This is a genomic window from Streptomyces spiroverticillatus (assembly GCA_014650415.1).
GTDB classification, from domain to species: domain Bacteria; phylum Actinomycetota; class Actinomycetes; order Streptomycetales; family Streptomycetaceae; genus Streptomyces; species Streptomyces spiroverticillatus.
In genome coordinates this window covers 148030-163243 of the sequence record BMUX01000011.1, presented here as the reverse complement: position 1 = coordinate 163243, position 15214 = coordinate 148030, and the positions used below count along the sequence as shown (strand labels likewise).

The 15214-nt window shown below is 70.1% G+C and carries 14 protein-coding genes; 3 read left to right on the top strand and 11 right to left on the bottom strand.

Going from position 1 to position 15214, the window contains the following annotated elements; translation table 11 throughout:
- Positions 1-50: 50 nt before the first annotated feature.
- Entirely contained in the window at positions 51-1532 is a 1482-nt protein-coding gene (locus IE269_RS27400; protein WP_189825832.1) for a cytosine permease, read from the top strand.
- A 50-nt stretch (positions 1533-1582) separates the two neighbouring features.
- On the top strand, positions 1583-2578 hold the full coding sequence (locus tag IE269_RS27395) for an LLM class flavin-dependent oxidoreductase (protein WP_189825831.1): 996 nt from the start codon (positions 1583-1585) through the stop codon (positions 2576-2578).
- A 3-nt stretch (positions 2579-2581) separates the two neighbouring features.
- On the opposite strand, the gene IE269_RS27390 is transcribed toward IE269_RS27395, so the two are convergent.
- From IE269_RS27390 to IE269_RS27375, 4 genes are all read right to left on the bottom strand, one after another.
- On the bottom strand, positions 2582-4003 hold the full coding sequence (locus IE269_RS27390; protein WP_189825830.1) for a sugar porter family MFS transporter: 1422 nt from the start codon (positions 4001-4003) through the stop codon (positions 2582-2584).
- 137 nt (positions 4004-4140) lie between these two features.
- Positions 4141-7689, bottom strand: a complete 3549-nt coding sequence (gene smc / locus IE269_RS27385; protein ID WP_189825829.1) for a chromosome segregation protein SMC — start codon at positions 7687-7689, stop codon at positions 4141-4143.
- Between the two features lie 238 nt (positions 7690-7927).
- Positions 7928-8149 carry a hypothetical protein gene (locus IE269_RS27380; protein ID WP_189825828.1) on the bottom strand — a complete coding sequence of 74 codons (222 nt, stop codon included), beginning with the start codon at positions 8147-8149 and terminating at the stop codon, positions 7928-7930.
- Between the two features lie 397 nt (positions 8150-8546).
- Positions 8547-8840, bottom strand: coding sequence for an acylphosphatase (locus IE269_RS27375; RefSeq protein WP_189825827.1), 294 nt, complete (start codon positions 8838-8840; stop codon positions 8547-8549).
- Between the two features lie 134 nt (positions 8841-8974).
- Between IE269_RS27375 and IE269_RS27370 the strand changes: the two genes are divergently transcribed.
- Positions 8975-9901 (top strand): CAP domain-containing protein, encoded by a 927-nt coding sequence (locus IE269_RS27370; protein WP_189825826.1) that lies wholly within the window; start codon positions 8975-8977, stop codon positions 9899-9901.
- Between the two features lie 55 nt (positions 9902-9956).
- On the opposite strand, the gene IE269_RS27365 is transcribed toward IE269_RS27370, so the two are convergent.
- The 7 genes from IE269_RS27365 to coaD all read right to left on the bottom strand — a co-directional run bounded on the left by IE269_RS27365 (position 9957) and on the right by coaD (position 15212).
- Positions 9957-10703, bottom strand: coding sequence for a DUF1963 domain-containing protein (locus IE269_RS27365; RefSeq protein ID WP_189825825.1), 747 nt, complete (start codon positions 10701-10703; stop codon positions 9957-9959).
- Between the two features lie 78 nt (positions 10704-10781).
- Positions 10782-11648, bottom strand: a complete 867-nt coding sequence (mutM, locus tag IE269_RS27360; protein WP_189825824.1) for a bifunctional DNA-formamidopyrimidine glycosylase/DNA-(apurinic or apyrimidinic site) lyase — start codon at positions 11646-11648, stop codon at positions 10782-10784.
- Between the two features lie 81 nt (positions 11649-11729).
- Positions 11730-12533 (bottom strand): ribonuclease III, encoded by an 804-nt coding sequence (gene rnc / locus IE269_RS27355; protein WP_189825823.1) that lies wholly within the window; start codon positions 12531-12533, stop codon positions 11730-11732.
- Positions 12534-12552: 19 nt separating this feature from the next.
- Positions 12553-12726, bottom strand: a complete 174-nt coding sequence (rpmF, locus tag IE269_RS27350; RefSeq protein WP_003965982.1) for a 50S ribosomal protein L32 — start codon at positions 12724-12726, stop codon at positions 12553-12555.
- Between the two features lie 2 nt (positions 12727-12728).
- Complete coding sequence (locus tag IE269_RS27345) at positions 12729-13367, bottom strand: YceD family protein (RefSeq protein ID WP_229898269.1); 639 nt, start codon at positions 13365-13367, stop codon at positions 12729-12731.
- A gap of 170 nt (positions 13368-13537) precedes the next feature.
- Positions 13538-14620 (bottom strand): ATP synthase subunit B family protein, encoded by a 1083-nt coding sequence (locus tag IE269_RS27340; RefSeq protein ID WP_189825821.1) that lies wholly within the window; start codon positions 14618-14620, stop codon positions 13538-13540.
- A gap of 91 nt (positions 14621-14711) precedes the next feature.
- Positions 14712-15212, bottom strand: a complete 501-nt coding sequence (gene coaD / locus IE269_RS27335) for a pantetheine-phosphate adenylyltransferase (protein ID WP_189825820.1) — start codon at positions 15210-15212, stop codon at positions 14712-14714.
- Positions 15213-15214: the final 2 nt, after the last annotated feature.

Sequence of the window (15214 nt, the reverse complement as noted above, 5' to 3'; positions counted from 1 at the left end):
CACCGGCCCGCGACGTGGCGTGCCGAGCGAGAGGCATGGAACCCCACACCATGAGCAGCACCACCGCAGAAACCCCTCCTGCCGAGGGCAACGAGGGCAAGCCCGGAGCCCAGACCGAGGGCACCGTCGAGACCCGTGGTCTGGAGCCCGTCCCCGACAACGAGCGCACCGGCCGCGTCGGCGAGCTCTTCCCGACCTGGGTCGCCGCCAACATCAGTGTGCTTCTGCTCACCATGGGCGCGGGCCTGATCGTCTTCAACGGCCTGAACTTCTGGCAGGTTCTGGTCGTCTCGATCACCGCGCCGATCGTCTCGTACGGCCTGGTCGGTCTGATCTCCATCGCCGGCAAGCGCGGCGGCTCCCCCGGCATGGCGCTCTCCCGTGCGGTCTTCGGCCAGCGCGGCAACCTCTTCCCGGGCTCGCTGATCTGGGTGGCCCGCTGGGGCTGGGAGACCATCAACGCGGTGACCGGCGCGTACGCAGTACTTACTGTGCTGGATCTGCTCTTCGGGGTGAAGAGCAACACCACCCTGGTGGTCGTCACCCTCCTCCTCTTCGTGGCCTGCACCTTCGTCGTCTCCGGCCTCGGCATCAACGCCCTGCGCGTGTGCCAGAAGTGGTCGACGTACCTCTTCGGCGTCTTCAGCGTGCTCGTCCTCGTCTACCTGATCGCGAACACCGACTGGGCGTCCGTCTTCGCCAAGCCCGCGGGCTCCACCGCGATGCTGATCGCGGGCATCGGCACGATCGCCGCGGGCGGCATCAGCTGGGTCCCCTCGGGCCCGGACTTCACCCGCTACCTGCCGCGCACCGCATCGCCCAAGGGCATGGTCGGCGCGTCGATCGGCGGCGCGGGCATCGTGGTGCTGCCGATGGTGCTGATGGGCGCGGTCATGGCGGTCTCCACGCCGGACCTGGCGAAGGCGCAGGACCCGGTGTCCTTCATCGGTGAGCTGCTGCCGACCTGGATCTCGGTGCCGTACCTGGTGATCGCCCTGATCGGCATGCTCCTCATCAACTCGATGTCGATGTACTCGGCGGGCTTCACCGCGCAGACGCTGGGCATCAAGGTGCCGCGCGCCTGGGCGGTCAGCGTCAACGCGATCATCAGCCTGGTCTTCGGCTTCCTGCTGATGGTGGTGGCGACCAGCTTCATCGGCTCGTTCATCTCCTTCCTGACGCTGCTCGCGGTGGCGTTCTCGGCGTGGATCGGCGTCTTCGGCGTCGACATGTTCACGCGTACGTCGTACGACGGCGAGGCACTGATGGACACCACGCGCACCAGCGCCTACTGGTACAAGGGCGGTTTCGCCTGGACCGCGATGGTCGCCTGGGGCGTCGCGCTGGTCGTCGGTCTGCTCTTCACCAAGGTCGAGTGGTTCACCGGCCCGCTGGCCACCACCTGGCTGGGCGAGAACGGTCTCGGCTGGGTCGTGACGATCCTGGTCGCCGCCGCCCTGTACGCGGTCCTGCCGCGCCAGAAGCCCGCGCCGCAGGCCGCGACGGAATCGCGCGAGACCCTGTCGATCTGACGCTTCGTCAGCTAAGGTCCCCCTCCACCTGTGGAGGGGGATTTCGCGTCATGGCGTTCTCAGTGGTCCGGTTCAACCTGGTCGACCCCGACGCGACTCCGGCGTCCCTGTCCGCGCGCTATCGCGCCGCCCTGGAGATGACCGCGTACGCCGACGAGCACGGCATCGACACGGTCCAGACGGAGGAGCACCACGGCGCCGCCAACGGCTGGCTGCCCTCCCCCTTCGCCTTCGCGGGCGCGGTCTTCGGCGCGACGGAGCGCATCGCCGTGACGGTCTCGGCGATCATCGGTCCGCTGTACGATCCGCTGCGCCTCGCCGAGGACATCGCCGTCCTGGACCTGCTGAGCGGCGGCCGGCTGGTCACCGTCGCGGGGATCGGCTACCGCCCCGAGGAGTACGAGCAGTTGGGCGCCGAATGGGGCAGGCGCGGCAAGCTCCAGGACGAACTGCTGGAGACCCTGCTGAAGGCCTGGTCCGGTGAGCCGTTCGTGTTCCGCGGCCGGACCGTGCGGGTCACCCCGCGCCCGTACACCCAGCCCCACCCCATGCTCTTGGTCGGCGGCAGCTCGAAGGCGGCGGCCCGGCGGGCGGCCCGGCTCGGGCTGCCATTCTTCCCGAGCGCGCACCTGCCGGAGCTGGAGGCGTACTACCAGGAGCAGTGCACGGCCCACGGGACGCAGGGTTTCTGCATGATGCCGGGGGCCGAGACCCCGCTGCTGCACGTCAGCGAGGATCCGGAGCGCGCTTGGGCGACGTACGGGAAGCACTTCCTGCACGAGGCCCGTACGTACGCCTCCTGGCAGTCCAAGGACATCCGCTCGGCGGTACGTTCCTCCGCGACCAGCGTCGCGGAGCTGCGCGCCGAAGGGGTGTACCGGATCGTGACGCCGGAGCAGTGCGCGGCGCTGGACGCGCAGAGCCTCGTACTGCATCCGCTGTGCGGAGGGATGCCGGTGGAGGAGGGGCGGCGCAGCCTGAGCCTCTTCGCCGAAAAGGTGCTGCCCCGGCTCGCGTCGCGAACCGGGGCAGCAGCCGGGGAATGAGCGTCAGCCCATGTCCTCCAGCCGCTTGCCCTTGGTCTCCTTCACGAACTTGAGCACGAAGGGGATCGAGAGGGCCGCGAAGACCGTGTAGATGACGTACGTCCCGGAGAGGTTCCACTCCGACAGGCTCGGGAAGCTCGCGGTGATCGCCCAGTTGGCGATCCACTGGGCGGCGGCGGCCACGCCGAGCGCGGCGGCACGGATGCGGTTGGGGAACATCTCGCCGAGGAAGACCCAGACGACGACACCCCACGACAGGGCGAAGAAGAGCACGAAGACGTGGGCGGCGATCAGGGCCACCATTCCCTGGGTGTCGGGGAGCTTGCCGTCGACCATGTCGGCGGAGAAGGCCCAGGCCTCGAAGGCGAGGGCGACCGTCATGCCGATGGAACCGATCAGGGCGAGCGGCTTGCGGCCGATCCGGTCGACGAAGATCATCGCGATCACGGTGCCGATGATGTTGATGATCGACGTGGTGAACGAGTAGAAGAACGACTGGCTCGGGTCGATGCCCACGGACTGCCACAGCGTCGCCGAGTAGTAGAAGGCGACGTTGATGCCGACGAGCTGCTGGAAGACCGAGAGGCCGATGCCGATCCAGACGATCGGCAGGAAGCCGAACTTACTGCCCAGCAGGTCCTTGAAGGTCGACTTGTGCTCGCTGCGCATGCCCTGCTCGATCTCGGCAACACGGGCGTCGAGGTCGATGCCCTCGCCCTCGACCTCGGTGAGGATCTTCTTCGCCTTGGCGGTCTTGCCGACGGAGATCAGGAAGCGGGGGGACTCCGGGATGGCGAAGGACAGCAGACCGTAGATCACGGCGGGGATGACCATCACCCCGAGCATGACCTGCCAGGCCTCCATGCCCCACAGGATCTTGTGCCGGTCGTTCTCGCCCGCCCAGTTGAGGATGGCCCAGTTGACGAGCTGGGAGATCGCGATGCCCAGCACGATCGCGCCCTGCTGGAAGGAGCCGAGCCGGCCCCGGTACGCGGGCGGGGCGACCTCCGCGATGTACGCCGGGCCGATCACCGAGGCCATGCCGATCGCGATGCCGCCGAGGAAGCGCCACATGGTGAGGTCCCACAGCGCGAACGGCAGTGCGGACCCGACGGCGCTGACCGTGAACAGCGTGGCGGCGATCTGCATGACCCGGATACGGCCGATCCGGTCGGCGATGCGGCCCGCGATGGCGGCGCCGATCGCACAGCCGATCAGGGCGACGGCGATGACCTGCCCGAGGGCGCCGGCCCCGATGTCGTACTTGTCGCCGATGGCCTTGGTGGCGCCGTTGATCACGGAGCTGTCGTAGCCGAAGAGGAATCCACCCATCGCGGCAGCGGCGGTGATGAAGATGACGTGCCCGAGGTGGTCCGGGGCCGGTTGGCTCCCGGACGACGCCGGCGTCTGCTCTGTGCTGGTCACGTGAACTCCTGGGACCCGGCCGCTTCGCCGGGCATGTCCGTGGGGGGCAGGCTCGTCAAGTGGACTTCCAGTGGCGCACACCTGCGCGGTGTTCACCACTCGAAGCCCCGGTACCTGCCCCTGGTACCCCGGGAAGCTCAGCGCAGCCGCTGGCTGATCACCTTCGACACCCCGTCACCCTGCATCGAGACGCCGTAGAGGGCGTCCGCCACCTCCATCGTGCGCTTCTGGTGGGTGATGACGATGAGCTGGGAACTCTCCTGGAGCTCCTTCATGATCCGAATGAGACGCTGGAGGTTGGTGTCGTCGAGCGCCGCCTCCACCTCGTCCATCACGTAGAAGGGGCTGGGCCGCGCCTTGAAGATCGACACCAGCAGCGCGACCGCCGTGAGCGAGCGCTCGCCACCCGAGAGCAGCGAGAGCCGCTTCACCTTCTTGCCCGGCGGACGCGCCTCCACATCGACACCGGTGGTCAGCATGTTGTCGGGATCGGTCAGGATCAGTCGCCCCTCGCCGCCCGGGAACAGCCGCGAGAAGACGCCCTCGAACTCGCGCGCCGTGTCCCGGTACGCCTCGGTGAAGACCTGCTCCACCCGCTCGTCGACCTCCTTGATCACCTGGAGGAGGTCGGCCCGGGTCCGCTTGAGGTCCTCCAACTGCTCGGAGAGGAACTGGTGCCGCTCCTCCAGCGCCGCGAACTCCTCGAGCGCGAGCGGATTCACCTTTCCGAGCTGCTGATACGCCCGTTCGGCGGCCTTGAGCCGCTTCTCCTGCTCCGCCCGTACGAAGGGCCTCGGCCGGTTGCGCGGGTGCTCCGGATCCTCCGGCAGCTCCTCGCCCTCGGCCGCGAGCGACGGCGGCACCGGCTGCTCGGGCCCGTACTCGCCCACCAGCGCCGCCGGCTCCACACCCAGCTCCTCCAGGGCCTTGGTCTCCAGCTGCTCGATGCGCAGCCGCTTCTCCGCGCCCAGCACCTCGCCCCGGTGCACCGAGTCGGTGAGCTTGTCGAGCTCCTGCTTCAGCTCCCGCCCCCGCACCCGCTCGGCGGCCAGCTCCTTCTCCCACTCCGCCTTCGCCGCCTCCGCGACCGACCGCTCCTCGTCGGCCCGTACGAGAGAGACCTCGGCGTGCGCCAGAAGCTGCCGGGCACCGGCCGCGACCGCCGCCGCCACCTGCGCCTCGTACCGCATCCGGGCCCTGCGCTGCTCCGCCCGCGCCCTGGCCTCGCGCTCGGCCCTGGCCCCCCGGTCCAGCGAGTCGGCCCGCCCGGCCAGCCCCTTCACCCGCTCCTCGTGCGTACGGACCTGGAGGCGCGCCTCCATCTCGGTCTGCCGGGCGTTCGCCCCGTCCGCCGCGAGCCGGTCCCGCATCGAGGTGTCCGGCTCCTCCTCGACGGGCGCCTCCTCGGCCACCGCGAGCCGCTCCGCGAGCACCTCGGCCTCCTCCACGGCCCGCTCCAGCGCGTCCTGCGCCTTCGCCGCCGCAGCGGCAGACCGCTCGGCCTCCCCCGAGGCCCCGCGCGCCTGCCCGGCGAGCCGCCCGAGCTGCTGCGCCACCGCCGACCGCTCCCGGTCCCCGGCGCGCCGCACCTCCCCCAACTCCTCGACCAGCGCGGCACATCGGGCCTTGCGCTCCTTGGCGGCCACCAAGGCCCCGGCCAGCTCCTCGCACCGCAGGCCCAGCCCGGCCAGCTCCGCATCCGCCTCGTCCACGGACGCCTGCACCTCAAGCAGACTCGGCGCACCCGCCGAACCACCCTGCGCGAAGTGCGCCCCGAGCACATCGCCCTCGGCGGTCACCGCCGTCAGCCCGGGGTGCGCATAGACCAGGTCCTCGGCGTCCTCCAGGGTCCCGACCACGACGATGCCGCGCAGCAGCCGCCGCACGGCCCCCATCAGCTCCTCGGGTCCGCGTACGAATTCCACGGCGTACGGTGCGGGCCCCTCGCCCGTGGTGACCTCCGTCCGCTCCCCCGCCAGCAGCAGCGCCGCCCGCCCCGCGTCCTGCTTGCGCAGCAGCCGGATCGCCTCGGCCGCGGCCGCGGGGCCCTGCACGGCGACGGCGTCGGCCGCCGCCCCGAGCGCGGCCGCGATCGGGACCTCGTACCCGGGAGTGACCGTCAGCAGCTCCGCCGCCGGACCGAGCAGTCCGGCCAGCTCCTGATCCGCGGCGAGCAGCGCACCGGTGCCGTCCTTGCGGCGCAGCCCGAGCGCCAGGGCCTCCCGGCGGGCGGAAGTGGCGGCCCTGGTGCGCTCGCTCGCCGTCAGCTCCTCCCGTACGTCACTCAACTCGCGCTCTGCATCGGCGAGTTCACGCTTGGCGGCGTCGTCCCGGACGGCCAGTTCTTCGTCGCCCGCGTCCAGACCGTCGACCTCGGCCTTGAGCTGCTCGTACTCCTCCTGCGCGGTGACGGCACGTTCCTGCGCCGCGTCCCGCGCCTCGGCGAGCCGGTCGATCTCGGCCTGCGCCGAACCGGCCCTGCTGCGGGCCGCGTTGACCTGCCCGTGCAGCCGGGCCAGACCCTCGCGGCGATCGGCGATGGCGCGCGCGAGGTCTTTGAGCCGGCGCTCCTCGGCGGCAAGGTCGCGCTCCAGCTCGGCGCGGTGCTCGACGGTGTTGTCCAGGGCGTGCTGCGCCGCCTCCAGGGCGGCCTCCAGCTCGGCCTCCTGTTCGCGGATCCGGGCGGCCTCGCGCTCCATGTCCTCGGGGTCACGACCCCGGCGCTCCTCGGCGGGAGCGGCGTTCGCGCTGGTCACGCGGGCGTCGGCGAGCGAGATCGTGCCCCGCACCCGCTCGGCGAACTGCGACAGCTCGTACCAGGTCTGCTGCGCCCTCTGGAGCCTCGGCGCGAGCCTGCGCACCTCCTCCTCCAGCTCCGCCTCCCGCTGGAGGGCGGCCTTGAGCTGCGTCTCGGCGGCCTCCTTGCGGGCCTTGAGCGCGGCCTCGTCGGCGATCTCCGCGCCGAGCGCTTCTTGCATCCGTACGAGATCGTCGGCGAGCAGCCGCAGTCGTACGTCGCGGAGGTCCGCCTGGATGACGGCGGCCCGGCGCGCGACAGCGGCCTGGCGGCCCAACGGCTTGAGCTGGCGCCGGAGTTCACCGGTGAGGTCCTCGACGCGGGCCAGGTTGGCCTTCATCGCCTCCAGCTTCCGCAGCGCCTTCTCCTTGCGCTTGCGGTGCTTGAGGACGCCCGCCGCCTCCTCGATGAAGGCGCGGCGGCCCATCGGATCGGCGTGCAGGACGGAGTCGAGCTGGCCCTGGCCGACGATGACGTGCATCTCGCGGCCGATGCCGGAGTCGGAGAGCAGGTCCTGGATGTCGAGCAGACGGCAGGTGTCGCCGTTGATCTGGTACTCGCTGCCGCCGTTGCGGAACATGATCCGCGTGATGGTGACTTCGGCGTACTCGATGGGCAGCGCGCCGTCGGAGTTGTCGATGGTGAGCGACACCTCGGCCCGGCCGAGCGGGGGCCGCCCGGTCGTGCCGGCGAAGATGACGTCCTCCATCTTGCCGCCGCGCAGCGACTTGGCGCCCTGCTCGCCCATGACCCAGGAGAGCGCGTCCACCACGTTGGACTTGCCCGAGCCGTTGGGACCCACCACACAGGTGATGCCCGGCTCGAAACGGAGCGTCGTGGCCGACGCGAACGACTTGAAACCTCGGAGGGTCATGGCCTTGAGATGCACGCAGCCGGACTTTACCGGGATGTCGCGATCTCACACCGGACTCGCCGTGCCGTCCCGGTTTCACCGATGAACGTGCAGGGCACATCAGACGTTAAGAAAACGTGGTGTGACCGGGGGGTCGACCAGAGGCGACGAGAGATCGACGGGGGCCGACGAAAGAGAGAAGGGACGCCGAGACGTCCCTTGCAGGATCCACAGGAAACCGCGCAGGTGACGACCTGGGGCGGCGACTGAGGGATCAGGTGAGTGCGGGCTCCGCACGCGGGACGTCGATGTCGAAGTCCTCGTCGAGCAGAGAAGAGTCTCCGCGGTGCTGAGCGGCGGCGGTGAGCGTGTCGTTCTCGTTCTGAATCCGGGTGAGCTCGGACTCGAGATCCTGGACACGCTGCTGAAGCCGTCGCATCTCGGCGAGGAGTCGCGGGTCGGAGCCGCCGACGTAACCGAGAAGCGCCTTTGCCATGATGAGTGGTCCTCCACACTGAGTGACCGACCGAGAGCGGTGTGGGTCGTGAGGGAATCGCACCCGCGGTGCTTGGCAGTGCTGTTGTTTCACTGCGGTTCTCGCTGCCAAACAGCTAAGGTGCGCGGGGATTCCAGAGTCTCACCAAAAAGTTTGACGGTCAACACGATCACAGCCCGTATCGACGGGCAACCCGGGGGCGTTCGGCCGTCTGCGGCACTGGGGGCCGGCGGCGACGCTCTCTCTGCGGGGCCCTGGGGGCGTGGAGATCATCCTCGTACGGGCAGCCTTCCACGGCAACCCGTTTCTGGCAACCACCAGGGCATTTCTGCCGAACGCACGTGACTGCGGCACCCCGGCGCCCGGGGCCCGCAGCATGCTCGGGACGGCCGGCGGGTCAGCGGATCGCGAAGCCGGTGTAGCCCCCACGGGGTGTGCCCCATATCTCAGTGACGCCGTCGACCCGGCCGGGAGTGTCGTCGGAGCGCAGCCACTCCAGCAGACGGTGGCAATTCTCACGCGGCCCCTCGGCGACCACCTGCACCCGGCCGTCGTCGAGGTTGAGCGCGAAGCCTTCGAGGTCACCGATCTGCAAAGCGTTTGCCCTGGTGAACCAGCGAAAGCCCACTCCCTGTACCCGACCGCGCACCCATGCGGTGAGCCGTGCATCGGGTCGTGCATCTTCGTTCATGACTGCACGCTAACCGGCCAAATGCTCAAGCGGCACTTCACCCCCACCCGTCATGCCGTACAGTCCCGACCCAATGAGCCTCATCCTTATGGGTGAACACATTGACCGTCGAGTTTTTGAGGAAGGCACAGCAGATGGGACGCCATCGACGCACTGCCGCCGGGCCCGCCGCAGAGGAATTCGCGGACGGAACGGCAGGCGGCAACCACGGCGGCGACCGCCGGAAGAAGCGCCCCGCCCCCGTGCGCACCGGCCTTCTCGGTGTCTCCGCGGCCATGGCCTTCGGCGCCGTGGCAGTGGCCTCCGGCATCCTCCCCGGCGGTGACAACTACTCCCTCGGCGGCAGCGGGAACAGCGCCGGGGACCACGTGACCGCGGGCGGCGCGGTGGACCTCAAGGCCCAGGGCGGCGCCGACGCGTCCCCGACCGACCGGGCGTCCGCCCCGGCCTCGGCGCGGGGGCAGGAGCGGCCGCAGGGCCCCTCGAAGACCCCGGCCCCCGAGCGCCCCGCACTGCCCGAGGCGCACAAGGCCGACGACGCCGATTCGCAGAAGCAGACGAAGCCGGACGAGGCAAAGAAGGACGCCGCGAAGGCCCCGGAGTCGGCGACCCCGCAGCGTACGGAGAAGACTCCGGCCGCCGAGGCGCCTGCCACCCCCCAGCTACGCAAGGCCCCCGCCTCCGCGAACGACGCGGCGGCCGCGGTCCTGTCCCTGGTCAACCAGGAGCGTGCGAAGGTCGGCTGCAGCCCGGTCCGCCCGGACACGGGGCTGGCCACGCTGGCCGCCAACTTCAGCCGCGACATGGCGGCCCGCGGCTTCTTCGACCACACCGACCCGGACGGCGCGACCCCGTGGGACCGCGCCGCGAAGGCCGGTATCAAGAACCTCGGCGGCGAGAACATCGCCCGCGGCCAGGCCGACGCCCAGGCGGTGATGGACGCTTGGATGAAGAGCGAAGGCCACCGCAAGAACATCCTGAACTGCGAGTACACAACCCTGGGCGTCGGCGTGCACATGGCCGAGGGCGGCCCGTGGTGGACGCAGGACTTCGGCTTCTGACGCTGATGGACCGGGCCCCTGCGGCCCGGTTCCGCCGTCCGGCCCGCCGTCGCTGTCAGTGACAGTCGCCGCGCCAGTCCCACGGCTCTCCCGGGCACCTGCGGCAGCGGAAGAAATAGACGCCGCCGCAGTCACCGAGCTGGATGTCGCCGGTGAGGGTCAGCAGGTGCTCCATGCGGTGCCCCTCCGCGCAGTCGGGCCAGTTCGGGGGCTGCGTCCAGGCGGGCCAGCCTCCGGCCTTGGACGCGATGACATGCCCGTCCCCTTCGCCCTCGTCGTCCTCGTCCTCGCCGCCCCGGGAGTTCCAGGTCTCCCACCCGCTCGGCAGGTCCCGCACCACGGTCGGCGCCAGTACGGACAGCTCCGGGACGTTGTCCTCGTCGTACTCCCCCTCGCGCGCCACGGGTGCCTCGGCCTGCGCCCCGTCGGCCACGACCTGCGCCTCGTTGCGCCAGTACAGCCGCGGCGACACCAGGAAGGGGCCGTCGTCGTGGTTCAGCGCACACCACACCACCTGCAACACGTCCTTCCCCGCGGGGAACTCCAGGCCCGGCGCGTCACGGGCGAAGAGCTGGAGTATCGGCACCATGGGCACCGCGCCGGGGACGATCGGCTCGCTGCTTCCCCCGGCGGAGCCGTACGTCCAGTGCTCCTCCTGCGCGCAGTACGGCCAGGGCTCGTCGGCGGGCCACAGCGGCGGGCCGCCGAGCGAGCTCTCCCGCGCCCCCGGCGAGCCGGGTTCCGCGTTGAGGACGACGGCCTGCCTCTCGGAGAGTTCGGCCGTCGTGAAGGCTTCGGACATCGTGGCTCCTTGCGTACCCTGCGGATCAACGAGACATCGATCGCACACTAGTACGCACCACTGACAACTCGTGGCCGCCTACTGCGCGGTGACCACCCGCGGCGGCCGCTGGCACTTCGGGCAGAAGTAGCTCGACCGGTTCATCCACGGCCGCCGCCGCATCAGGGTTCCGCACCGTCCGCACGGCTGGCCCTCGCGCCCGTACGCGTCGAGCGACCGGTCGAAGTAGCCCGACTCCCCGTTCACGTTGACGTAGAGACTGTCGAAGCTGGTGCCGCCGACGGCGAGAGCCGCGTTCATGACGTCCCGTACGTGGCCGAGCAGTTCGGCCGAGCGGGGCCGGGTCATGGTGGCGGTGGGCCGGTCGTAGTGCAGCTTCGAGCGCCACAGCGCCTCGTCCGCGTAGATGTTGCCGACCCCGCTGATCAGCGACTGGTCGAGCAGCGCCCGCTTGATCGTCGTACGTCGCAGCCGCAGCGCCGTGTGGAAGGCCGCGTCGTCGAACGCCTCGTCGAGGGGGTCGCGGGCGATGTGTCCGATGACGTCCGGCAGGCCGTCCGGGGTGGTGTCGTGCAGCGAGAGCCCGCCGAAAGTGCGCTGGTCGACGAAGCGCAGCTCCGTACCGAGCCCGTCCTCGAACCGCACGCGCACCCGCAGGTGCTTCTCGTCGGACGCCTCCTCGGGCTGCACCAGCAGCTGCCCGCTCATCCCGAGGTGGCCGAGCACCGCGAGCGGTGCGTCGTCCAGCGGCAGCCACAGGTACTTGCCGCGCCGCATGGCGCCTCCGATGCGGTGTCCGCGCAGCCGGTGCGCGAAGTCCTCGCCGCCGGCGAGGTGGCGGCGCACAGCACGCGGGTGCAGGACCTGGACCTCGGCCACCGTGCGCCCGGCGACCCACCGCTCCAGTCCTCGGCGTACGACTTCCACTTCGGGCAGCTCGGGCACGGCTCTCCTCCGGGGGGTATGCGTCCGGCCCCGGTGCGGCCCTGCGAGGGGCGGCACCGGGGCCGGACGTATTGCTGCTGGTCAGGCGACCGGCGACGTGTTCTCGTCGTCCGGCTGGGAAGCGGGAGCCGCCGCCGGAGCCTCGGCTTCGGCCTTCGCCGCCGCCTCGCGCTCCGCCGCAGCCGCGCTGATCGCGCGCCATGCGGACTCCGCCGCCTGCTGTTCCGCTTCCTTCTTGCTGCGGCCGGTGCCGGTGCCGTACGAGACACCACCGACGCGGGCGGCAGCAGTGAAGGTCTTCTCGTGGTCCGGGCCCGTCTCCGTGACCAGGTACTCGGGAACACCGAGCCCCTCGGCCGCGGTGAGCTCCTGGAGACTGGTCTTCCAGTCCAGTCCGGCGCCGAGGCTGGACGACTTCTCGATCAGCGGATCGAAGAGCCGGTGCACCAGCTCGGAAGCGGCGTCCAGACCCTGGTCGAGATAGACCGCACCGATCACCGCTTCAAGGGTGTCGGCGAGGATGGATGCCTTGTCCCGGCCTCCCGTGCCCTCTTCGCCCCGGCCGAGCCGGATGAAGGAGCCGAGTTCGAGGCCGCGGCCCACCTCCGCCAGCGCACGAGAGTTGACCACCGCGGCCCGGAGCTTGGCCAACTGGCCTTCCGGGAGGTCGGGGTGGGTGCGGTACAGCGTGTCCGTGACGACGAGGCCGAGCACGGAGTCCCCGAGGAACTCCAGACGCTCGTTCGTCGGCAGGCCGCCGTTCTCGTACGCGTACGAACGATGGGTCAGCGCACGCACCAGAAGGGCGGACTCGAGGTGATACCCGAGCCGCCCTTCCAGAAGCGTGTGAGACGAGGCATTGTCCGTCTTGTGTGACTCAGACATGGTGCCTCTCACCAGCCGCTCAGACCTCGAGGACCTGGCGCTTGTTGTACGTGCCGCAGCTCGGGCACGCAATGTGCTGGAGCTTCGGCTCCTGGCAGCGCTCGCACGACACCAGGGTGGGGACCGCAGCCTTCCACTGCGACCGGCGGTGGCGCGTGTTGCTGCGCGACATCTTCCGCTTCGGAACAGCCACGGCTACTTCTCCTGCTTCTCGTCAACGCCAGATTCAGCGTCGTCCACGTTGTCCTTCTCGTCGACCTGGCCGGTCTCGACGAGTCCCTGCAACGCCGCCCAACGGATGTCGACGGCGTCATGGTGGTGGTCCGGGTTCTCGTTCAGGCTGGTCCCGCACTGCGAGCACATACCTGCACAGTCCTCCCGGCACACCGGCTGCATCGGCAGTGCGAGCACCACCGCATCACGCAGCACCGGTTCGAGGTCGAACAAGCCGTCCTCGAGGAAGAGTGTGTCCTCGTCGTCCTCGGCGTCGTCGCCCGGTTCCGCTTTTGCACGGCCCCGGTCGTCGGCGTCAGGGTACGAGAACATCTCCTGGAAGTCCGCCGCGACGTCGAGTCGCACCGGCTCCAGACACCTTACGCACTCCCCCTCGGCCTCCGCACGGACGGTGCCTGTGACAAGCACCCCTTCCATGACGGATTCGAGGCGGAGCCTGATCTCCAAGGGCGCACCTTCCGGTACGCCGATGACCCCTTCGACACCGAAGTCCTTGGGGGCCTCCGCGGAGCGGGTCAGCCGCTGAAGGGCACCGGGACGCCGGCCCAGCTCGTGTGTGTCGAACACGAGAGGGTTGCGGTGGTCGAGGCGCGCGTTCAGGGGATTTCCTGCTTTCGGATTGCTGTGGAGGGACTGCCGTAGCGTCGCAGGACGGAAATCCATGGCGAATCGGGCAGCCGAAATCGCAGACGTGGTCCGCGACGAATGGCCAGGATACTTGACGCTTCGCCCAGGGCCCAATCCGGTCCCCGGGCTCCCCCGGCCAGGCGCTAGCGGCCCTGTTCGTACTCGCGCAGCTGGTCGAGATTGATCATGCTCGTGTCGAACATGCTGGTCTCGTCGAGGGCGCCCTGCTGCTGGTGGGACTGCTGGGGCTGGTGCTGCTGCTGCGGTACGGGCTGGCCGTACTGGTCGTACCCCTGCTGGGCATAGGAGGCCGCGTACGGGTCCTGCTGGTAGCCGTACGGGTCCTGCTGGCCGTAGCTCGCGGCGTAGGCGTCCTGCTGGGGCTGCTGCCCGTACTGGGCGGCGTAGGGGTCGTACGGCTGCTGGGCGGGGACCTGGGGCTGGAGCTGCGGGGGCTCGGGGGCGCGCGGCGGGGCGGCCTGGGCCGGGACGGCGGGCTGCGGCTCGGCGAGGTCGGCGAGGAAGTCGGCGTCGGAGCCGCGCAGGCCGGAGGGGTTCAGGTCGTCCTGGGCGGCCATGTGCAGGCCGAGGTCGTCGTGGGCGACGCGGCCGTGCAGCTTCTGGCGGCCCTTGCCGACGGCTTCGAGGGTCTTGGCGAGGACGGCCTCGAAGGCGCCCAGCTTGGTGTCGACGTACTCGTCGGCGCGGCTGAGCAGGGTCGCCGGGTCCGGGCTGTAGTCCGGGGCGTCCTCGTCGGCGTACCCCTGCTCGTCCAGGCCGGGGCCCCGGCCGAGCAGCTTCTCGCGGCCGCGGCCCACCGAGCCGATGGTCTTGGTGAGGACGACCTCGAAGTTGGCCAGCTTGGAGTCGACGTACTCGTCGGCCTCCGCGCGGATCTCCTCGGCCTCCGCGCGGGCCTCGGCGAGGATGCGGTCGGCCTCGGCCTGGGAGCGGCGGGCGACCTCGGTGTCGGAGATCAGGTCGCCGCGCTGGGCCTGGGCGGACTCGATGATCCGCGCGGCCTCCTCGCGGGCCTGCTCGACCAGCTGCTCGCGGCCGCCGATCAGCTCCTGGGCATGCGCCAGGGAGTTCGGCAGGGCCTGCCGCACCTCTTCGAGCATGTCCAGCAGGTCGGCGCGGTTGACCACGCACGAGGCCGACATGGGCATGGACCGGGCGCTGCCGATCGCCTCGACGATCTCGTCCAGCTTGTTCTGCACGTCCACCGTGTACTCGCCACTCTCTCGGCCTGGTGTGGAGACGGACGGGACGACTGTAAGGCCAGTCGGCTCCCGCCCGACACCTGCTGACGGTCTGTCAGTTCTCCTGCGCCTGGGCGCGCTTCTCCGCGAGGCGCTTGGTGAGCTCCGCGTGGACGTGCTCCGGCAGCAGGTGCGCGACGTCGCCGCCCCAGGCCGCGACCTCCTTGACCAGACTGGAGGAGAGGAAGCTGTAGGTGGGGTTGGTGGGGATGAAGAGGGTCTCGACGCCCGAGAGCCCGTTGTTCATCTGCGCCATCTGCAGCTCGTAGTCGAAGTCGCTGACGGCCCGCAGACCCTTGACGATCGCGGGGATGTCGCGTTCCTTGCAGAAGTCGACGAGCAGCCCGTGGTGGGACTCGACCACGATGTTGCCGTAGTCGGCGGTGGCCTCCCTGATCAGCTCGATCCTCTCCTCCACGGAGAAGAGACCTTTCTTCGACTGGTTGATCATCACCGCGACGTGCACCACGTCGTACAGCCTGGAGGCTCGGCCGATGATGTCGAGATGTCCGTTGGTGATGGGGTCGAACGACCCGGGACAGACTGCCCGGCGCATCT

Excerpts from the sequence above, each read along its gene's own strand:
- IE269_RS27400 (WP_189825832.1), top strand. The coding sequence starts at position 51 with ATGAGCAGCACCACCGCAGAAACCCCTCCTGCCGAGGGCAACGAGGGC.
- IE269_RS27395 (WP_189825831.1), top strand. The coding sequence starts at position 1,583 with ATGGCGTTCTCAGTGGTCCGGTTCAACCTGGTCGACCCCGACGCGACT.
- IE269_RS27380 (WP_189825828.1), bottom strand. The coding sequence starts at position 8,149 with ATGGCAAAGGCGCTTCTCGGTTACGTCGGCGGCTCCGACCCGCGACTC.
- IE269_RS27375 (WP_189825827.1), bottom strand. The coding sequence starts at position 8,840 with ATGAACGAAGATGCACGACCCGATGCACGGCTCACCGCATGGGTGCGC.
- IE269_RS27370 (WP_189825826.1), top strand. The coding sequence starts at position 8,975 with ATGGGACGCCATCGACGCACTGCCGCCGGGCCCGCCGCAGAGGAATTC.
- IE269_RS27365 (WP_189825825.1), bottom strand. The coding sequence starts at position 10,703 with ATGTCCGAAGCCTTCACGACGGCCGAACTCTCCGAGAGGCAGGCCGTC.
- rnc (WP_189825823.1), bottom strand. The coding sequence starts at position 12,533 with ATGTCTGAGTCACACAAGACGGACAATGCCTCGTCTCACACGCTTCTG.
- coaD (WP_189825820.1), bottom strand. The coding sequence starts at position 15,212 with ATGCGCCGGGCAGTCTGTCCCGGGTCGTTCGACCCCATCACCAACGGA.